Raw genomic sequence first — 19,474 nt, 5'->3', positions numbered from 1 at the left:
ACGTCACACGGCACCACCACCCCCCGCACCCCCTCCCGTCCGCACTCCGGCGCCCGCTCCGGCAGCGAAAGGATCACCATGTCCAGAACCCTCACCCGCCGTGCCACCGTCGTCGTCGCCGTGACCGCGGCCGTCGCGCTCGGCGCCACGGCCTGCGGCGGCACGACCAAGAACTCCTCCAAGGACAGCGGCGGCGGCGCCAAGGCGACCGCGTCGGCCGACCCCAACGCGGCGACCAAGAAGGGCCTGACCGTCGCCTTCCTGCCCAAGCAGGTCAACAACCCGTACTTCACCATCGCCGACGGCGGCGGCAAGCAGGCCCTGGACGCGCTGGGCTCCTCCTACAAGGAGGTCGGTACCAGCAGCGGCACCGACACCGCCGGCCAGGTCAGCTACGTCAACACCCTGACCCAGCAGCAGGTCGACGCGATCGCCGTCTCCGCGCAGGACCCGGGCGCGCTGTGCACCTCGCTCAACCAGGCCCGCAAGAACGGCATCAAGGTCGTCACCTACGACTCGGACACCAAGCCCGAGTGCCGCGACCTGTTCGTCTCGCAGGCCAGCTCCGAGGACCTGGGCCGCACCGAGGTACAGCTGCTCGCCGAGCAGATCGGCTACAAGGGCGAGATCGCGATCCTCTCGGCGGCGCAGACCGCCACGAACCAGAACACCTGGATCGACTTCATGAAGGACGAGCTCAAGGACCCCAAGTACAAGGACGTCAAGCTGGTCAAGGTCGCCTACGGCAACGACGACGCCCAGCAGTCCTTCCAGCAGACCCAGGGCCTGCTCCAGCAGTACCCCAACCTGAAGGGCATCATCTCCCCGACCACGGTCGGCATCAAGGCGGCCGCCCAGTACCTGGCCGGCTCCAAGTACAAGGGCAAGGTCAAGCTGACCGGCCTCGGCACGCCCAACGACATGCGCGCCTACGTCAAGAACGGCACCGTCGACGCCTTCGAGCTGTGGGACCCGGCCAAGCTCGGCTCGCTCGCCTCGTACGCCGCGGTCGCCCTGGCCTCCGGCCAGATCTCCGGCACCGAGGGCCAGACCTTCAAGGCCGGTGACATGGGCAGCTACACCATCGGCAAGGACGGTGTGGTGGTGCTCGGCAAGCCGACCGTGTTCACCAAGGACAACATCGACCAGTTCAAGTTCTGAGAGCCCGGGCGTGGCGGAGAAGGGCCGCACGGTGGGGATCAAGGACGTCGCCCGTGAGGCGGGGGTGTCCGTGGGAACGGTCTCCAATGTGATCAACCGGCCGGACGCGGTCCCCGAGGCGACCCGGGTCCGTGTGCAGCGCGCCATCGCCCGGCTGGGGTACGTACGCAGCGAGTCCGCCCGGCAGTTGCGGGCGGGCCGCAGCAGGATCATGGCCCTGCTCGTGCTCGACATGGGCAACCCGTTCTTCGTCGACGTGGCACGCGGCGCGGAACGGGCGGCCCGGGAGGCGGGGCTCGGCGTGATGGTCTGCAACAGCGCCCAGAACCCGCAGGAGGAGGCCGCGTACCTGTCGCTCTTCGCGGAGCAGCGGGTACGGGGGGTGCTGGTGACGCCGGCCGACGCCGACGGCGGCAACCTCGCCGCGTTCCGGCGGCACCGCATCCCCTTCGTCCTCGTCGACCGGGTGGCGGCGGGCACCGCCGAGTGCTCGGTGTCGGTGGACGACGTGGCCGGCGGCCGGATGGCCGTCGGCCACCTGGCGGCGGCCGGGCACCGGAGGATCGCGTACGTCTCCGGCCCCGGGCACCTTCACCAGGTCCGCGACCGGCGCGAGGGTGCGCTCGCCGCCCTGGCGGAGGCCGGGCTGCCGCCGGAGACCCTGCGCGAACTGCCCACCGAACGGCTGGACGTCGCCGCCGGACGCGACGCCGGCCACCGCCTGCTCGGCCTCCCGGAGCGGCCGACCGCCGTGTTCTGCGCCAACGACCTGCTCGCCCTCGGGGTGCTGCAGGCGCTGTACGCGGCGGGGGTGGACGTCCCCGGCGAGATGGCCATCGTCGGCTACGACGACATCGAGTTCGCGGCCGCGGCGGCCGTGCCGCTCACCTCCGTGCGGCAGCCCGCCGTGAACATGGGCGCGCTGGCCGCCGGGATGCTGCTGGAGGAGACCGGGCCGCAGGCCCGGGAACACCGGCACCGCCGGGTCGTGCTCCAGCCGGAACTGGTCGTCCGCGACTCCAGCCTGATCCGTCGCTGACGCCGCCCCGGCCGGGCCCGCCCGCGGTGGTGGGCGGGGCGGCCGGGGCGGCCGGGGCGCCGCGGTCGGCGTCCGACGGAGGCGCGGGTCGACGCGGTCCGGCGGCCGTCCGAGTGCGTTGAACCGGTGGGGCGTCGGCCGCCGCGAAAACCGGTGGACACGCCGCAGGGCGCTGCGCGAGCATCCGCGCCGTGACAGATGAACCCGCCCACCGGCCCCCCGCCCCGACCGGCCCGAGGCCGGTGGGATTCGTCGATCTCACGGGCACGGCCATGACCGCCCTGCTGGACGGAGACCTTGCCCGGGCCAGTGCCGAAGCGGGAGTCGGGCTCACGGACTACTTCCTCACCGACCAGGCCAAGTGGGTCTGGCGGTACCGGGTCGGTCAGCTGGCCTCGGACCCGGCAAGCGCGGGGTGGCTCACCCGGGCCGTGGTGGCCGAGCCCGAAGGCGTCGTCGTGGGGTATGCCGGGTTCCACGGGCCGCCCGATGGGACGGGGATGGTGGAGATCGGCTATTCGGTGGCCCCCGGCCACCGTCGTCAGGGTTACGCCAGGGCGATGTTGACCGCGTTGATGCGTCGCGCCGGCGCCGAACCCGCGGTCAGGACCGCACGGGTGACGATCAGCCCCGGGAACACCGCGTCCCTGGCCACGATTTCCGGTTTCGGCTTCGTGGAGGTCGGCGAGCAGTGGGACGAGGTGGACGGCCTCGAGCTCATCTTTGAGGTCCCGGTCTGAAGGGCCCGCCGCCAGAAGGCGCCCCTCCGTCCCGAAGAGCCGTACGCGCCGGCCCGGCCGGGCACGCGCGGGCCGGGGCGGATCAGGGGGTGGGGCGGCCGGCCGCTGTGCGGCCCATGGTCAGGGCGAGTTTGCGCAGGCGTCGCCAGTCCGTTCGTACGCCCGTCGCGGGTACCCCGGGGCGGCTGCGCGGGACGCGGACGCGCAGCGAGCCCGGACTGATGCGGCAGCGCACGGGGGCGGGCAGGACGAGGGCCTCGCCGTCCACGCCCGCCTCGATCTCTGCGGCGTCGGCGGTGGTCACCACGTCCCGCGCCGTCGCCACGGTGAGCCCGGACGCGACCCGGGGGCCCATCAGCAGCCCCGCGGCCTGGGCGGCGTTGTCGACCTTGACGCCGAGCACGCCCAGCAGGCCGGTGTCCAGACGGTCGCGGCGGCCGAGCCCGGCAGGGTCGTCGGTCCGGTACGGGTTGTTGCTCACCAGCACGGCCTGCGGTTCGTCGATGACGGTGTCCCCGGCCGTCGCGGTCAGCCGGGGACCGGCTCGGTGGGTGAGCAGGTCGGGCAGGAGCTCCAGGATGGTGCCGACCTTGTCGTCCCGGTACGCGGGACTCTGCACGACGGCCGCGTAGGCCCCGAACGACACGTTGTTGACGAAGGGCCGGTCGCCCACGTAACCGAGGTCGACCCGGAGCTCCACGCCGTCCCTGAGCGCGTCCAGGCAGGCGGCGGGGTCGGCACGGTCCAGCCCCAGGTCCATGGCGAAGTGGTTGCGGGTGCCCGCGCAGATCACCAGGAACGGCAGTCCCCGCTCGGCGGCCACCCCCGCCACCAGGGCCTGCGTGCCGTCCCCGCCGGCCACCCCGAGCAGGTCGGCGCCCTCGTCGGCCGCCTGCCGGGCCAGCTCCGCGACGTCCTGCGGGTGGTCGGGGTCGAGCAGGACGACCCGGGCGCCGAGCGCCTCCGCCTTCTCCTTCAGCCCGAACTCGCCGACCTTGCCGCCGCCGGAGCGCGGGTTCATGATCAGGAAGGGCCGCCGCGGCCGGGCCGCGATCCGCTCGCGCAGCCGCGCCTCGTGGGCCCGGGTGGCGCGCACCGCGCTGCGCCCGGTGGCGACGGCCAGCGCCCACAGGCCGAGCGAGGTGACCACGACCCAGAGCAGATTGGCCCGGTCGTAGTACGCGAGGACGGCCAGCGGGGTCACCACCGTCAGCAGCACGGCCAGCGCCCGCACCACGCCGCGGCGGGTCAGCACCCACCACGCCCCCGCCGCCGTCACCGCGGTGCCGCCCAGCGCGGCGGCCACCAGAGCGATGCTGCGCAGCCCGGCGACCACCAGCGGCAGCGCCACGGCGGCGCCCGCCGCGGTCAGGGCCAGGCGGGCCAGCCAGCGCTGCGCGACGTGCCTGCGGGAGAGCTGCTCCATGCCTCGACAGTGCCACCGTGCGGCCCCCGCCCGCCATCCCGGCCGTTCCCCCGGGTGGCGATCCGGCCCCCGTTCCCCGGTGCTGCGGTCCCCGACATCCGGCGGCGGACCTTACGCACCGTCACCCACCCCTCCCGAAGGAGTCCGGGCCAGTGACCGATGGTGACGCCGCCGTTTGGCCTTTCACCCGCCGCGACGGCTTCTGGGCGCCGACGCGTACACCGCCGGCGGACGAGAACCTGCTGTGGGCAGTGGAGACACTGGCGATCTCGTTCGGCAGACGGGCTTACAGCGTCCGGGAGTTCCTCGACGAAGTGGAGAAGGTGGTGTCCGGGGACTCCCCGGGGCCGTCGGTGAACACCACGACGGCGTTCGTACGCAAACGCCCCGACGGCGCGTTCGAGCTCTGCGACAAGTACGGCCAGTTCGTGAACACCGTGCTGACCGCCCCTGAGCTGACCGCGATCCTCGCCACCCTGGCGGCGACGATCGAGGCCGGCTGACCGGCTGCCCGGAGCCCGCGCCGGGGCGTTAGGTCGTGCAGCGCAGCACGCCCGCCGCCTGCTTGGCGGTGAGTACGCGCCGCACGCTGTTCGCGACCAGCGTCCGCACCTTCGGTTCGTGGCGCATCGCGTACCGGATGCCCTCGGCCATCGTGGGGATGCCCTTGGGGGAGACGGTGAGGGTGAGGTCGCCGCCGGCGCGGAGGAAGGAGAGCGCCCGCTGGCCGAGGGCGGTGGACTGGGCGGATGCCGCCTTGCCCAGGTCGTCGGAGATGATGACGCCCTTGAAGCCCAGGTCGCGGCGGAGGGTCTGATCGACGATCACCGACGAGAACACGGCCTTGTGCTTGGGGTCGATGCGCTTGTACGTGGCCAGCGACACCATCACCAGCCCCGCGCCCGCGGAGACGCCGGCGCGGAAGGGTGCGATGTTGCTGCCCGTGCGGGTCAGCGTCGTGTCCGTCACCGAGGCGGTCGTGTCCGTGTTGCCCTTGACGCTGCCGAGACCGGGGAAGTGCTTGGGCGTGGTCAGCACCCCGGCCGTCTTCGAGCCCTGGACGTACGCCGTGACGTGCGGGGACACCACGCTCGACGTCGAGCCGAACTGGCGGCCGTAGCGGCCGATGGGGGCGTTCGCGGTGCCGATCGAGGTGGGGACGATGTCGGCGACGGGGGCCAGGTTGACGTTGACGCCCGCCTTCTTCAGCTCCTTCGCCCAGCCCTCGGCGCGCGAGCGCAGCGTGGCCGTGGACCAGGTGCCCTGCGTCTTCCCGCTGGGGATCGTGGAGAAGCCGGTGCCCTTGAGGACCTGCACCTGGCCGCCCTCCTGGTCGGTGGAGACCAGCAGGCCGATCCGCTGCCCCGCCACCGTCTGCCCCAGCGACTTCTGCAGCCCGTCCACCAGGGTCCGGGTCTTCGTCACCCCGGCCGTGCTGCGGCCCGCGAGGAACACTGACCCGACGGCGTACGACCGCATCGCGTCCAGGTCCGCCTTCGGTGGCGTGGGCAGCTGGGCCGCGCCCATGAAGAGCTGGCCGACGCGCTGCGTGTCGTTCATCGCGGCGAGGACCCGGTCCACGCAGGACGCCTTCGGGGTGGTCGTGGCCGCGGGGCGCCCGGTGGCGACCATGGACTCCGGGGCGGAGGGCGCGCCCTCGCAGGCGGCGAGGGCCATCGTCGTGGCCAGCAGGGCGAGGGACACGCGTCGGGGGGTGAGGACGTACGAGGTCACCCTTGCAGCGAATATCCTGAATGTCCTCTCTGTCAATCGGAGCAGGACGCCGGGGGAGGGGTCATGACGAGCCGTTATGTCGCCGTGGTGGGGCCCGCCGAGGCCACCGGACGGGAGCGCCGGGTCGCCCGCAGGGTCGGTGAACTCCTCGCCCGGCGCGGCGCCGTCGTCGTCTGCGGCGGGCTCGGCGGGGTGATGGGCGCCGCCTCCGAGGGAGCCCGCGCGCACGGCGGCACCACCGTCGGACTCCTCCCGGGCCGGGACCGCCGGGCGGGTGACCCCTCCCTCTCCGTGGCGATCGCCACCGGCCTTGGCGAGCTCCGGAACGGCCTGGTCGTCGCCGCCTCCGACGCCGTGGTGGCGGTCGGCGGCAGCTGGGGCACCCTGAGCGAGGTGGCGCTCGCCCTGCGGACCGGCAAGCCGGTCGTCGCGGTCGGCGGCTGGGACGTGCGCGGCCCCGGGCCCGGGGACTCGTTCCGGCACGCCGCCTCCGCGGAGGAGGCCGTCGAGGCGCTGGAGGCCGCGCTCGCGGAGTCCGCCTCCGGCGGCGGCTGAGCGAGGCGCCCGGCCGCCGGGGAGGACACGCGCGGGTCAGATCGCGATGGCCTTCAGCTCGGTGTAGTGGGCCAGCCCCGCAGCGCCGAACTCACGGCCGATCCCGCTCGCCTTGAACCCGCCGAACGGGGCCGCCATGTCGGGTGCGGCGCCGTTGACGTGGAAGGTGCCGGTGCGGACCCGCCGGGCGATCTCCAGGCCGTGCTCCCTGTCCGCCGTCCACACCCCGCCGCCCAGACCGTACGGGGAGTCGTTGGCGATGCGGACGGCCTCGTCCTCGTCGTCGAAGGGGATGACGACCAGCACCGGCCCGAAGATCTCCTCGCGGGCGATCCGCATCGCGTTGTCGACGTCGGCGAAGACCGTGGGACGCACGTAGTGCCCGCCCTCCAGGCCCTCCGGAACGCCGGGACCGCCCGTCACCAGCCGTGCGCCCTCCCGTACGCCGAGCTCGATGTAGGAGCGGACCCGCTCGGCCTGGTCGGCGCGGACCATCGGGCCGAGGAAGGTGCCCGGGTCCGCCGGGTCGCCCACCGTGAGGCCGTCGGCGAGCGCCGCCACCGCCGCGACGACCTCCTCGTAGCGTCCGCGCGGGGCCAGGATGCGGGTCTGCGCGACGCACGCCTCGGCGTTGTTGCCGAAGGAGCTGTACCTCAGGCCCGCCACAACCTTGTCCAGGTCGGCGTCCTCCAGGACGATTGCCGCGGACTTGCCGCCCAGCTCCAGGGTGACGCGCTTGAAGGTCTCCGCCGCGGCGCCCGCGATGGCCCGGCCCGCGGCGGTGGAGCCGGTGAAGGCGACCTTGTCGACGCCCGGGTGGCTGACCAGGTGGGCGCCGGCCTCGCGGCCGCCGGGCAGGATGCTGACCACCCCGTCGGGGAAGCCCGCCTCGGCGAAGAGCTCCCCGAGCAGCAGACCGTCCAGCGCGGTCTCGGGGGACGGCTTGAGCACCACCGTGCACCCGGCCAGCAGTGCCGGGACCAGCTTGGCCAGTGCCGACTGGTGCGGGGCGTTCCACGGGATCACCGCCGCCACCACGCCCACCGGCTCGCGGCGCACCACGGTCTGCCCGCCACCGGCGGCCGGACGGCACTCCTCCCAGGCGAGCTCGCCCGCGGCGCGCAGATAGCCCTGGGTCTGCACGGACACGGCCGGCTGCAGCATCGAGGTGAACCAGTGGGGGGAGCCGTTCTCGGCGGTGATCAGCGCGGCGATCTCGGCGGCCCGGGCCAGGTGCAGCTCGTCGAAGCGGGCCACGGCCCGCATCCGCTCCTCGGGGCTCATGCGGGGCCACGGGCCCTCGTCGAAGGCGGCGCGGGCGGCAGCCACGGCCCGGTCGACGTCGGCCGGGCCTGCCTGGGCGGAGCGGCCCACCAGCGAGCCGTCGTGGGGGGAGCGGACCTCGATCAGGTCCGTTGCGGTGGGGGCGGTCCAGTGGCCGCCGATGAAGAGCCGGTCATACGTGATCATCAGGATTCCTCGGGTCGTTCACGGAGGGGGTCGGCGCCGGCACGGCGGGTACCGGCCGGCGTTCGCTCCACGCTCCGCCCGGCCCCACGGGGGCGGCCAGGGACGACGTGTCCCTGGGACTGGCCGTACCAGGCACGCGCAGCGCCCGGTGCCGAGAATGGGGACATGCCTTCCGCCGACCGCCCGCACCGCGCCGACAACGCGCTCGGCGACTTCCTGCGCGCCCAGCGGGGCGCGGTCGACGTCGGACGGCTCGGCCTGCCGGACGACGGACGGCACCGCCGCGTCCCGGGGCTGCGCCGCGAGGAACTCGCCGAGCGCGCCCACGTCAGCGTCGACTACGTGGTCCGCCTGGAGCAGGGCCGCACTCGCCGGGTCTCCCAGGCCGTGCTGGAGTCACTCGCCGACGCCCTCGAACTGGCCCCGGACGAGCGGGCCTACCTATTCGCCATCGCCGACGTCACCCAGCCGAAGGCGTCCCGCCCGGCCCCGGCGCAAAGGGTGCTTCCGCAGATCCGGCAACTGCTGGACGGCATGCGCGACGTCCCGGCGATGGTCCTTGGCCGCCGGCAGGACGTCCTGGCGTGGAACGCCCCCGCCGCGGCGCTCCTGACCGACTTCGCCGCCCTGCCGCCCGAGCACCGCAACGTCATCCGGCTGACCTTCCTCGACCCCGCCTACCGGGCGCTGTACGGCGAGGAGTGGGCGGGCATCGCCCGCGAGTGCGTGGCCTCCCTCCGGATGGAGGCGGGCCGCTACCCCGAGGACCCGGCGCTCGCCGCCCTCGTGGGCGAACTCAGCGTCAAGGACGCCGACTTCCGCGCCTGGTGGGGAAGTCACCGGGTACGCGGGGCCCGGCCCCGCAGCAAGACCTACCAGCACCCCTTGGTCGGGCCCCTCACGCTGGACGTCCAGCAGCTCACCGTCGAGGGCCAGACCGGCCAGTCCCTGATCACCTACACCGCCCGCCCCGGCACCCCTTCGGCGGACGCCCTGCGCTTCCTCCTGCAGTGGTCGGCGTCCGGCGCGCCCGAGGGTGATGCCGCGGGGCGGCGTGCCGCGGGCGAGGCGGAGCGGCGGGACGGCTGACGGCTGTCCGCGTGCGGCGGCCCGCGGTTCGATCGGCGGCCGCCGCCCACCGGGCCGACCTCGCAGGTCCCGGTCCAGGGCGTGCAGTGGGCCGCTGAACGCCCGCGCCGCGCAGAATGCGTGCCGCGGTGCCCCGCCTGCGGCACGGTGTCGCCGCCGACGTCTGCCCCCGACCGCTCCCGCCCGACCGGCGACGCACCGGCCCGCCGGATCGTCGAGGCCTGTCCGAATCCGTACCTCGGGCCCGTGACCGCGGCATGACGCGGGGCCGGCCGGGCCCGCCGGTTGGGGGTGGTTCGTACCGGCAGAGGCGGGTTCAGCGCGTCCTGGTGGGGGTCGTCGCCGGTTGCCCGAAGCGCCGTGGCGCCGTTGGGACATGTCGCAGCTGTGACAGCCGATAACCGGTGACACCTCCCCGGCATCGGCAGATTCTGGCGGACAGCGCGTGACCCGGAGCTGTACGAAAGGTGTTTGGGTGATGGCAAGGTTCCGCCTCACAGCGGCGATATCGACAGTGCTGGTGGTGACACTCGGGGGCACCACGGCCGCCTCCGCGGGGACCGCACCGGACGGGCCGGCGCGATCCGCCGACCGTACCGGGACGTCCTCCGCCACCGTACGGCTGGTGACCGGCGACCGGGTGACGGTGACGTCGCTGCCCGGTGGGCGGCACACCGCCTCGGTCCAGCCGGGACCCGGCCGCGAGAACGTCCCCTTCCGCACGCTGGAAGCCGACGGCAAGTCCCTGACCGTCATACCGTTCGACGCCGAGGCGCTGGTGTCGGCGGGCACCCTGGACCGCCGGCTGTTCGACGTGACGGCGCTGATCGCCGCCGGCTTCGACGAGGCGCACACCTCCACGCTGCCGCTGATCGTCTCCTCGCGGCCCGAGCCGGTCCGGGACGGGGCACGCGTCACCGCGCAGGCGGCGAAGACCGCCGAGGCGACCGCCGACCGGCTGGTGGCGCTGCGCGCGGACAAGACGGCCTCGCGCACCCTGGAGAGCATCGGCGCCCGCTCCTTCCGGGTCGACGGCGACGAACTCGGCGCCTTCTGGAAGACGCTGAACCCCGGTGGGACCTCGGACGCCGCCCGGACGGCGGTGACCCCGCGGGTCTCGCTGGACGGCAAGGTCAAGGCGGTGCTGGACCGCAGCACCGCGCAGATCAACGCGCCCGCCGCGTGGAAGGCCGGGTACGAGGGCCAGGGCGTGAAGGTCGCGGTGCTGGACACCGGTGTCGACGCGAACCACCCCGATCTCGCAGGGCGGATCGCCGAGGCCAGGAACTTCTCCGACAGCGCGAACACCGACGACCACTTCGGCCACGGCACGCACGTCGCCTCGACCGTCGGCGGCACCGGCGCGGCGTCGGCGGGGACCCGGCGCGGTGTGGCGCCGAAGGCCGAGCTGCTGGTCGGCAAGGTGCTCGGCGACGACGGCTCGGGCTCGGAGTCGCAGGTCATCGACGGCATGGAGTGGGCGGCGGGCGAGCACGCCAAGGTCGTCAACATGAGCCTCGGTGCGGACATGCAGACCGATGGCACCGACCCGATGAGCCAGGCCGTCAACACCCTGACCGCGTCGACGGACACGCTGTTCGTCATCGCCGCGGGCAACGCCGGTCCGGGGCCGTCCACCGTCGGATCGCCGGGCGCGGCGGACGCGGCGCTGACCGTCGGCGCCGTCGACCGGGACGACTCCCTCGCCTCCTTCTCCAGCCGCGGACCGCGCTTCGGCGACGGCGCCGTCAAGCCCGACGTGACCGCCCCGGGCGTGGGCATCGTGGCCGCCCGTGCCGCGGGCACCACCATGGGCGACCCGGTCGACGCGAACTACGTCGCCGCCTCGGGCACGTCGATGGCGACTCCGCACGTCGCGGGCGCCGCGGCGCTGCTGGCGCAGCAGCACCCGGGCTGGGGCGCACAGCAGATCAAGGACGCGCTGATCAGCACTTCGCGCACCGTGCCCGGCACCAAGGTGACCGAGCAGGGCGGCGGCCGGATCGACCTGGCCACCGCCACCGGCCCGATCACCGCGACCGGCACGGTCGCGCTGCCCCCGGTCGAGAACGGCGGAACGGCGGGACGGCAGCAGGCGGCCACCGTGCGCTACACCAACACCGGTGACAAGAAGGTCGATCTGAAGCTGGCCGTCAAGCTGTCCACCGGAACCGGGCGCGCACTGCCCGACGGAGTCGTCACCCTCGGCTCGGGCACCGTGAGCCTCGCGCCCGGTGCCACCGCCGACGTTCCGCTCAGCACCGACGCGGCCCACGCCGCGCGCGGGAAGTACTACGGCTACGTCACCGCCTCGGCGGCCGACGGCACCGTCGTCGCCCACACCACTGTCGGCCTCAACGTGCACGCCCCCAAGCACAAGTTGACCGTGGTCGCCCGCGACCGCGACGGCAAGGTCATCGAGGGCGCGGCGCCGACGATCTGGGGCGCCGACGGGTTCGTGCAGTACAGCGGCGTCGAGCCCGCCGTCGCCGAGGTCGAGGAGGGCACCTACCAGCTCAGCTTCGGGACGCTGGACAGGGCCGCCGACGGCCAGGAGCTCCGCGAGGTGGTCAACCCGGAGGTGAAGGTCACCAAGGACACCACGGTGACGCTCGACGCCTCCAAGGTCACCGAGGTGAAGATCCGCACGCCCCGGCCCGCCGAGCAGCGCGGCATCCTCAGCTACCAGACGTACCGGAAGATCGACGGCAACGGCCTGATCCAGGGCGTGATGTTCTTCGACATCGCCAAGCGGCTCTACGTCAGCCCCACCGCGCGTGTCACCGACGGCGACTTCGAGTACGCCTCGCGCTGGCAGCTGGTCGCCCCGCAACTGCGGGCGAAGGTCTCCGGCGGCTCGTCGGCCTTCACCCCGTACTACGTGCCCGCCTCCCCGGCCTTCGACGACAAGGGCGCCAAGCTGACCGCCGTCGACGCCGGCACCGGCACCGCGGCCGAGCTGAAGAAGGCCGGCGTGCGCGGCAAGCTGGCCGTGGTCCGCTGGGACTTCTCCGACGACCGGGAGCTCGCCAGGGCGGCCGAGGAGGCCGGGGCCAAGGCGCTGATGCTGGTCGTGGAGGAGGGCTTCTACCCCTGGACCCGGTGGAGCCCGACCGGTGACCGGATGGCCGTGCCCACCATGCGCGCCGGCACGGCGGAGGGCACCGCGCTCCTCAAGAGCATCAAGAAGCGCACCACCACGGTGGAGTTCTCCGGCACCGTGCGCAGCCCGTACCTGTACGACGTGATGCAGGTGTCCAAGGGCTTCGTCCCGAAGGACCTGGTGCACACCGTCTCCGAGCGCGAGAGCGCCGTGGTGCGCAGCACCTACACCCGTACCGGCGCCGCGCAGTGGGCGAGTGAGCAGCGCTTCGGGTGGCGTCCGTACCAGGACACCGCCTGGAACCAGTACAGCCGTGAGGTGCCGACGGGCCAGGAGCGTGTGGAGTACGTGACCGGCGGGGACACCCTGTGGCAGCACACCGTGCACCACAACGTCGTCTTCGGCGTGGACACCCCGCTCGGGGCGGGCATGCAGAACGCGCCGCGCACCTACCGGCCCGGCCAGAAGGCCACGGAGCGCTGGTTCGGGGCCGTTGTCCGTCCGTCGATTCCGCGTGGCGCGGCCTGGCCGTCGGTGCGCAACGGCAACACCCTGTCCCTCTACGTTCCGGAGTTCAACGACTCCGGCACCGGCCACTATTCGTTCTACGAGCTCAACGGCTTCGGTGGCGGCATCGGAACCGGCGCGGCCCGCGCCGGCGACGGAGCGCCGGTGGACGACACCGCCACCGCGGTGCTCTACCGCGACGGCAAGCAGATCGCCGAGTCCGACCAGGGCGCCTGGGGCAACTTCGAGGTGCCGGCGGGCGACGCCCAGTACCGGCTGGACCTGACCACCGCCCGCACCTCGGACGACTGGCGGTTCGGCACCGGCACCCGCAGCTCGTGGACGTTCCGCTCGGGCACCGCGGCGCAGCCGACCACGCTGCCCCTGCTGCAGGTCGACTACTCCGTGCCGGTCGACACCCGCAACGCCGTGGGCTCCGCCCGCCGGTACCAGCTGGGTCTGAACGTGCGGATGCAGGACGGCATGGCCGCGCCGCGCGGGGTGACCGTGCGGGTGGAGACGTCCTACGACGACGGGCGGACCTGGACCCGGGCCGCCACGGCCCGCAAGGGTGGCGGCTTCACCGCCACCGTGGAGCGTCCGTCGCGGGTGCGCGGCGACGCCTACGTGACGCTGCGCGTGACCGCGACCGACGCGGCGGGCAACAGCGTCCGGCAGACGGTGGACCGTGCGTATCTGCACAGCGGCGCAGGGGCCTCCGGAGGACGGTGACGGTGGGGCGTCACCGTTGACACAGCGGCGGGTGCAGGGGAGTGTGGGCCCCGGCACCCGCCGCGCCATTGGCACGAAACATTTCCCGGGTATAGTCCGGCCCTTAACGATATGTGCGGCTTGTGCGCCTATGGTGCGCAGGTCGTGCGGACCCGTCCGGACCCGGAGGAACGCGGCATGCTCGAGGCGGCTGGCCTGACCGCGGTCGAGGAGACCGTCTACCGGCTTCTGGTCACCACCGCCACCGCCTCGGCGGACGAGGTCGCCGCCCAGACGGGCCTCCCACGCGGCCAGACGGAGGGCGTCCTCGCCTCCCTCGCCACCAAGGGACTGGCCAGCCCCACCGACAGCCTCCCGCGCCAGTACGCGGCCACCCCGCCCGACGTGGCCCTGCTGCCGCGGCTGCAACGCCAGGCCGACTCCCTCGACAAGGCCCGCACCGCGGTCACCGACCTGCTGGACAGCTACCGCAGCACCGTGCGCCGCCAGGACGCCGGCCAGCTCATCGAGGTCATCACCGGCGCCGCGGCGCTGCGCCAGCACCTGCGCCAGATACAGGAGAACGCGCGCCATGAGATGCTCTGGTTCTGCAAGGCGCAGTACGTCGCCATGCCCTCGGGGAGCAACCGCGCCGAGTACGAGGCCCTGGCCCGCGGCGTGCGCTACCGCGTCCTGTACGAGCGGGCGTTCTTCGACGACGACGGGGCCATCGCCAACGTCGTCGAGGGCGTCCAGGCCGGCGAGATGGCCCGCTCCGTGCCCCACCTGCCGCTGCGCCTCGCGGTCGCCGACCGCACCATAGCCATCTGCCCCCTGGTCCCCGGCGGCCCGCACGGCAGCCCGAACGAGCCGACCGCGGCGCTGCTGCGCGACAGCAGCCTCCTGGAGGCGCTGACCGCGCTGTTCGAACGCTACTGGGAGGACGCGGTGCCCCTGCACGTCAGCGCGTCCGGTGCGATGAGCGGCGCCGACGGCGCCGACGAATCCGACCCGCTGAGCGAGACCGACCGCCGGCTGCTGTCGCTGCTCGTCGCGGGTGTCGCCGACAAGGCCATCGCCAGCCAGATGGGCCTGAGCCGCCGCACCGTCCAGCGCCACATCCAGCACATGATGACCCTCGCCGGCGCCGCCACCCGCATGCAGCTCGCATGGCAGGCGGCCCGCCGCGGCTGGCTCTGAACGGGGTGCCGGAGGGTCCGCGGGCGTAGGGTGAGAGGTGGCGCGAGTGCCCAAGGCCCCGGAGCGTTGGTGCCATGTCCCGACGTCATACCGCTCCCTCCAGCAGCGCCGAGGAGCTGTTGAACACACTCGGACAGCTCACCGGCCGCATCCTCGAGCGGATCAAGATGCAGCAGGCGCGGGTGGAGCTGGCCGCCGCCCTGCAGCGGCACACCCTCGGCGCCGCGCTCCCGGCCGTTCCGGGGCTGCGCGTGGCGGGACGGTACGCGCCCGCCCGCGACGGGCTCGACATCGGCGGTGACTGGTACGACGTGTTCCCGATGGTGGACGGCAGCGTCGGCTGCGCGATCGGCGACGTGCAGGGGCACGACGTCGAGGCCGCCGCGTACATGGGCCAGGTGCGAACCTGCCTGCGCGCCGTCGCCGTCGCCACCACGGAGCCCGCGGAGGTGCTGGCCCGCACCAACGACCTGCTGATCTCCATGGGCTCCGGGCTCTTCGTGACGTGCACCTTCCTCCGCTTCGACCCGGCGACCTGCGAACTCGTCGACGCCCGGGCCGGGCACGTCCCGGCGGTGTGGGCCACCGACGACGGCCGCAGCGAGGTCGTGCTCGACGAGGGCGGCCTGCCGCTGGGCATCCTCGACGGCGAGAAGTACCCGTCGACCCGCCGTGTCCTGGCCGGCACCGGTGCCTTCGTGCTGGTCACCGACGGGGTGGTGGAGGGCCCCGGCCATCCCATCGACGAGGGGCTGGCCCGCGTGGCGGCGCTGGCCGCCGCCGGCCGCACGGACGACCCCGACGTACTGGCCGCCCGGGTGATCGCCGTGGCCGACCTCACCGGCCACAGCGACGACGCCGCGGTGCTCGTCCTCGGGCACGGCGGCCCCCGCGGGACGGCGCCGCGATGACCGCCGGCGGGTACGCGGACAGGCTCGGGCCGCGGCGGGCCACGGTCCTGTGGGTGCTGGTCATGGCCGCCGCCTACTACGGCGGGGCCCGCATCGGACTGGAGCAGCAACTGGTGCGCGGTCAGGTCACCCCGATGTGGCCGCCGACCGGGGTCGCGCTGGTCGGGCTGCTGCTCGGCGGCATCCGGCTGTGGCCGGGGATCGCGATCGGCGCGTTCGCCGTCAACATCATGATCGGTCCGTCGCTCCTGCCCGTGCTGGGGATCGTGGCGGGCAACACCCTCGCGCCGGTGTGCGCCTGCCTGCTGCTGCGCAGGGTGGGGTTCCGCGTCGAACTCGACCGGCTGCAGGACGCGCTCGCCCTGGTGTTCCTCGGCGCGCTCGGCGGGATGCTGATCAGCGCGACGATCGGCAGCGGCGTGCTGGTGGCCTCCGGGGCCGTGCCGGCCGGCGACTTCTGGTCCACCTGGTCGGTCTGGTGGACCGGCGACGCGATGGGGGTGCTGGTGATCGCGCCGCTGCTGCTCGTGCTCCGCACCGTCCGGCTGCCGCGCGGAGTCCCGCCGTACCGCTGGGCGGAGGCGGCGGCCCTCCTCGCGGGCACCGCGCTCGTCACGGTGGTGGCCACGCACAGCACTCCCGGGCTGCTCTTCCTCGTCTCCCCGCTGCTGATCTGGGCCGCGTTCCGCTTCCAGCTGGCGGGTGCCGCGCCCTGTGCCCTGATCACCTCGCTCATCGCGATCGACGCCGCGGCGGCGGGGGCGGGGCCGTTCGCCGGGCACGACCTCTTCGCCAAGATGGTGACCCTCCAGGCGTTCAACGGGTCCGCCTCGCTGACCGCCCTGCTGCTGGCGGCGACCGTCACCGAACGCGAGCACACCCGCCGCGAGATCGAGCAGGTCTGCCGCAGGCTCGGCGAGGCCCTGGCGCGGCTGGCGCCCGACGAGAAGATCGAGCACTGGGCGGCCGTGCCGCCGGGGGAACGCGGCCACGAATAGCGGTGCCGTTCCGCGCGTCCTCCCCGCGGGGTGGCGCTACTTTGAGAAGGGGTCCCACGAGGGCCGCCACGGCGGACGGAGGTGCCGGTGGGGACTGACGGCGGCAAGGACGCCGAGGGCCTGCCGCGGCTGCAGCTCGACGAGTTGCTGGACGAGCTGCAATCGCGCATCGACGCGGTGCGGGGGACGCGCGATCGTGTGCACAGCCTGCTGGAGGCGGTGCTGTCGGTCGGACGCGAGCTGGACCTGCCGCAGGTGCTGCAGCGGATCGTGGAGGCGGCGGTCGTGCTGGTGGACGCGGAGTACGGGGCACTGGGCGTGATCGGCGACGACGCCCGGCTGGCCCAATTCCTGCCGGTGGGCGTCAGGGACGAGCAGACCGAGGCGATCGGGCCGCTGCCCTCGGGCCACGGCATCCTGGGCGAGCTGATCCGGCACCCGGCGCCGCTGCGGCTGCAGGAGATCGCGCAGCACCCGGCCTCCCACGGCTTCCCGCCGAACCACCCCCCGATGCACTCCTTCCTGGGGGTGCCGATCCGGGTCCGCGACGAGGTGTTCGGCAACCTCTACCTGACGGAGAAACGGGGCGGCAAGGAGTTCGACGGCGAGGACGAGACGGTGTTGTCCACCCTGGCGGTGGCGGCCGGGGTGGCGATCGACAACGCCCGGCTGTACGAGGAGGCCAGGTCGCGGCAGCGGTGGCTGGCGGCGAACGCGGAGATCACCAGAAGCCTGCTGTCGGGCATCGAGGAGAACGCGGTGCTGGAGCTCATCGTGGAGCACGCGCGGCGGATCCTCGGCGCGGACCTGGGGGTGCTGGCCCTGCCCGCCGGGAGCGGCGGGATCACCATGGCGATCGCCACCGGCATCGACGCCGACGCCCACCGGGGGCTGACGCTGCCGTGCGAGGGATCCTTCACCGGCGCGGCCATGGCCGCGAACGAGCCGCTGACCAGCGTCGACATCCAGCGCGATCCACGGGTGGTGGCGGGCCCGCCGCGGTTCGGGGGCCTGGGGCCCGCGGTGGCGGTGCCGATGGCGACCCCGCAGGGGGTGCGCGGAGCGCTGCTGCTGGCCCGGGCCGAGGGGGAGGCGCCCTTCACGGAGGTGGAGACGGCGCCGCTGCTGGGCTTCGCGGGCTCGGCCGCCCTGGCGATGGAGCTGGCCGAACGCCGTCGGGCGGCCGAGCAGCTGGTCCTCCTGGAGGACCACGACCGGATCGCCCGCGACCTGCACGACCTGGCGATCCAGCGGCTGTTCGCGACCGGGATGACGCTGCAGAGCGCGGTCCGCTTCGTGGACCATCCGCAGGCCAGCGAGCGACTGCTGCGGGCCGTGGACGACCTGGACGAGACGATCAAGATCATCCGCTCGACGATCTTCGGGCTGCGCAGCCACGACACCGGCCCGGCCCGCCAGGGGCTGCGGGTGCGGACGGCGCGGGCGGTGGAGGAGGCGGTGCCCGCCCTGGGCTTCACCCCGTCCCTGCGCATGGAGGGACTGATCGACACCGACGTCCCCACCGCGGTCGCCGATCACGTGGTGGCGGTGCTCGGCGAGGCCCTGTCGAACGTGGCGCGCCACGCGAGGGCCCGCACCGCGGACGTGTCCCTGGTCGTGGGCTCGGGCACGCTCACCCTCACCGTCAGCGACGACGGAGTGGGCGTCCCCGAGAAGGGGCGCCGCAGCGGACTGGCCAACCTCGCGCAGCGCGCCGACAAGCTCGGCGGCACCATGACCCTCGAAACGCCCGACCAGGGCGGCACCCGCCTGGTCTGGCGGGTGCCGTCGGACGGCGGACGTCCGCGCTGATCGGCGGTCAGCCCCGCTCCGCGGCCCCCCGGAGCGGCGCCCGCGGCGCTTCGTCGCCGCACGCCGCGGAGCCGAACCGGATGAGCATCTGCACCAGGTCCGGACCGCAGTCCGTGGTGCGCATCGCCGCCCGCAGGTCCGGCCACTCCATCGCCTCGTGCAGCAGCGTCGCGTGGACGGTGTGGGACGTCGCCAGGAGCACCACGCGCTCCATCGCCTGTCCCGCCCGCAGCCAGTCCGCACACGAGTCGTGCGGTGTGCACAGCACGGCGATCAGGGGCCGCCGCTCGAGATCGGGAAACGCCGCCGACCCGGCGCCGGAGTCCTCGTGGACCCGGCCCCCGGAACCGACGGAACGGCCCCCGCCCGTCACGCCGCGCTGCTCGGCCTCCGCGGTCAGCCGCAGCAGCCGCAGCGCCTCCTCGGTGCGCGGCAGGGTCAGCGACGCGCCCTCCGCGTGCGCGGCGTCGATCAGCTCCAGCACGACCGCCCCGGTCGGGCAGTGCGCGAAGTAGGGCGTGCGGCAGCTGTGCCGGCGCCAGATCGCGTCGTACAGGTCCCGGTACGGGCTGTCGCCGACGTGGCGCGGGCCGAGCGGGCGCACGGCGGCGAGCACATCGGGGTCGCCGGGTACGGGCAGCAGCTGCACGGCCGGTTCCCACCCGAAGTGGGCCAGGGCGACCCGCAGGTTGAACACCGCGGCACCGACGGACACGTGCAGGGCGCGGGCCGCCGCCTCCGACTCCGGCACCCCCGGCTCGGGGACCGCCCGCACCTGGAACGTGCCGGTGTCCGGATCGAGTCGGTACCGCCATGGCTGGCTGCCGCGGAACGAGGGCGCCGCGACGGCGGCGGAGATCAGCTTCTCCAGGGTCGCCCCATTGAGTGTGGTGGGATTCATGGCGCGCTCCCTCCGGCCGGCGCGTGCTCCCACCCTGCACGCCGCGTCCCCCCACGGGGAGGGCCGACCGGCCCTGTCCCCTGGGCCGCCGGGGCATCCTCGCGGGACCGATGCGCG

At 73.9% G+C, this 19,474-nt stretch carries 15 protein-coding genes; 11 read left to right on the top strand and 4 right to left on the bottom strand.

Annotated elements, in window-relative coordinates; translation table 11 throughout:
* The first annotated feature begins 78 nt into the window (after nt 1–78).
* From rhaS to ACFW3D_RS26900, 3 genes are all read left to right on the top strand, one after another.
* Nucleotides 79–1,161 carry a rhamnose ABC transporter substrate-binding protein gene (rhaS, locus tag ACFW3D_RS26910; RefSeq protein ID WP_500507970.1) on the top strand — a complete coding sequence of 361 codons (1,083 nt, stop codon included), beginning with the start codon at nt 79–81 and terminating at the stop codon, nt 1,159–1,161.
* A 10-nt stretch (nt 1,162–1,171) separates the two neighbouring features.
* Complete coding sequence (locus ACFW3D_RS26905) at nt 1,172–2,200, top strand: LacI family DNA-binding transcriptional regulator (protein WP_500507968.1); 1,029 nt, start codon at nt 1,172–1,174, stop codon at nt 2,198–2,200.
* Nucleotides 2,201–2,391: 191 nt separating this feature from the next.
* On the top strand, nt 2,392–2,940 hold the full coding sequence (locus tag ACFW3D_RS26900) for a GNAT family N-acetyltransferase (RefSeq protein WP_500507966.1): 549 nt from the start codon (nt 2,392–2,394) through the stop codon (nt 2,938–2,940).
* An 82-nt stretch (nt 2,941–3,022) separates the two neighbouring features.
* Here ACFW3D_RS26900 and ACFW3D_RS26895 read toward each other — a convergent pair whose 3' ends face one another.
* The gene (locus tag ACFW3D_RS26895) at nt 3,023–4,366 is read right to left on the bottom strand and encodes a diacylglycerol/lipid kinase family protein (RefSeq protein ID WP_500507964.1); all 1,344 of its coding nucleotides are present in this window, start codon (nt 4,364–4,366) and stop codon (nt 3,023–3,025) included.
* 152 nt (nt 4,367–4,518) lie between these two features.
* On the opposite strand from ACFW3D_RS26895, the gene ACFW3D_RS26890 reads away from it, so the two are divergent.
* Complete coding sequence (locus tag ACFW3D_RS26890) at nt 4,519–4,869, top strand: hypothetical protein (RefSeq protein ID WP_500507962.1); 351 nt, start codon at nt 4,519–4,521, stop codon at nt 4,867–4,869.
* Between the two features lie 28 nt (nt 4,870–4,897).
* Here the strand turns inward: ACFW3D_RS26890 and ACFW3D_RS26885 are convergent, their stop codons facing one another.
* Complete coding sequence (locus ACFW3D_RS26885) at nt 4,898–6,100, bottom strand: glycoside hydrolase family 3 N-terminal domain-containing protein (protein WP_500507960.1); 1,203 nt, start codon at nt 6,098–6,100, stop codon at nt 4,898–4,900.
* Between the two features lie 63 nt (nt 6,101–6,163).
* Between ACFW3D_RS26885 and ACFW3D_RS26880 the strand changes: the two genes are divergently transcribed.
* Nucleotides 6,164–6,655 (top strand): TIGR00725 family protein, encoded by a 492-nt coding sequence (locus ACFW3D_RS26880; RefSeq protein WP_500507958.1) that lies wholly within the window; start codon nt 6,164–6,166, stop codon nt 6,653–6,655.
* 36 nt (nt 6,656–6,691) lie between these two features.
* Here ACFW3D_RS26880 and ACFW3D_RS26875 read toward each other — a convergent pair whose 3' ends face one another.
* Nucleotides 6,692–8,125 carry an aldehyde dehydrogenase gene (locus tag ACFW3D_RS26875; protein WP_500507956.1) on the bottom strand — a complete coding sequence of 478 codons (1,434 nt, stop codon included), beginning with the start codon at nt 8,123–8,125 and terminating at the stop codon, nt 6,692–6,694.
* Between the two features lie 165 nt (nt 8,126–8,290).
* Here ACFW3D_RS26875 and ACFW3D_RS26870 point away from each other — a divergent pair, with 165 nt between their 5' ends.
* From ACFW3D_RS26870 to ACFW3D_RS26845, 6 genes are all read left to right on the top strand, one after another.
* Nucleotides 8,291–9,214: a helix-turn-helix domain-containing protein gene (locus ACFW3D_RS26870; RefSeq protein ID WP_500507954.1), complete on the top strand. Its 924-nt coding sequence runs from the start codon at nt 8,291–8,293 to the stop codon at nt 9,212–9,214.
* Between the two features lie 478 nt (nt 9,215–9,692).
* Nucleotides 9,693–13,556 carry a S8 family serine peptidase gene (locus ACFW3D_RS26865; protein WP_500507952.1) on the top strand — a complete coding sequence of 1,288 codons (3,864 nt, stop codon included), beginning with the start codon at nt 9,693–9,695 and terminating at the stop codon, nt 13,554–13,556.
* Between the two features lie 177 nt (nt 13,557–13,733).
* Nucleotides 13,734–14,735, top strand: coding sequence for a helix-turn-helix domain-containing protein (locus ACFW3D_RS26860; RefSeq protein ID WP_500507950.1), 1,002 nt, complete (start codon nt 13,734–13,736; stop codon nt 14,733–14,735).
* A 74-nt stretch (nt 14,736–14,809) separates the two neighbouring features.
* On the top strand, nt 14,810–15,646 hold the full coding sequence (locus tag ACFW3D_RS26855) for a PP2C family protein-serine/threonine phosphatase (RefSeq protein ID WP_500507948.1): 837 nt from the start codon (nt 14,810–14,812) through the stop codon (nt 15,644–15,646).
* The gene (locus ACFW3D_RS26850) at nt 15,643–16,644 is read left to right on the top strand and encodes an MASE1 domain-containing protein (RefSeq protein ID WP_500507946.1); all 1,002 of its coding nucleotides are present in this window, start codon (nt 15,643–15,645) and stop codon (nt 16,642–16,644) included. The genes ACFW3D_RS26855 and ACFW3D_RS26850 overlap by 4 nt, the downstream gene beginning before the upstream one ends.
* A gap of 87 nt (nt 16,645–16,731) precedes the next feature.
* Nucleotides 16,732–18,456 (top strand): GAF domain-containing sensor histidine kinase, encoded by a 1,725-nt coding sequence (locus tag ACFW3D_RS26845; protein ID WP_500507944.1) that lies wholly within the window; start codon nt 16,732–16,734, stop codon nt 18,454–18,456.
* 7 nt (nt 18,457–18,463) lie between these two features.
* Here the strand turns inward: ACFW3D_RS26845 and ACFW3D_RS26840 are convergent, their stop codons facing one another.
* On the bottom strand, nt 18,464–19,357 hold the full coding sequence (locus tag ACFW3D_RS26840; RefSeq protein WP_500507942.1) for a hypothetical protein: 894 nt from the start codon (nt 19,355–19,357) through the stop codon (nt 18,464–18,466).
* Between the last annotated feature and the right edge of the window lie 117 nt (nt 19,358–19,474).

Source organism: Streptomyces sp. NPDC058864 (assembly GCF_042742985.1).
Lineage (GTDB): Bacteria > Actinomycetota > Actinomycetes > Streptomycetales > Streptomycetaceae > Actinacidiphila.
This window is presented reverse-complemented; position numbering and strand designations above follow the sequence as displayed.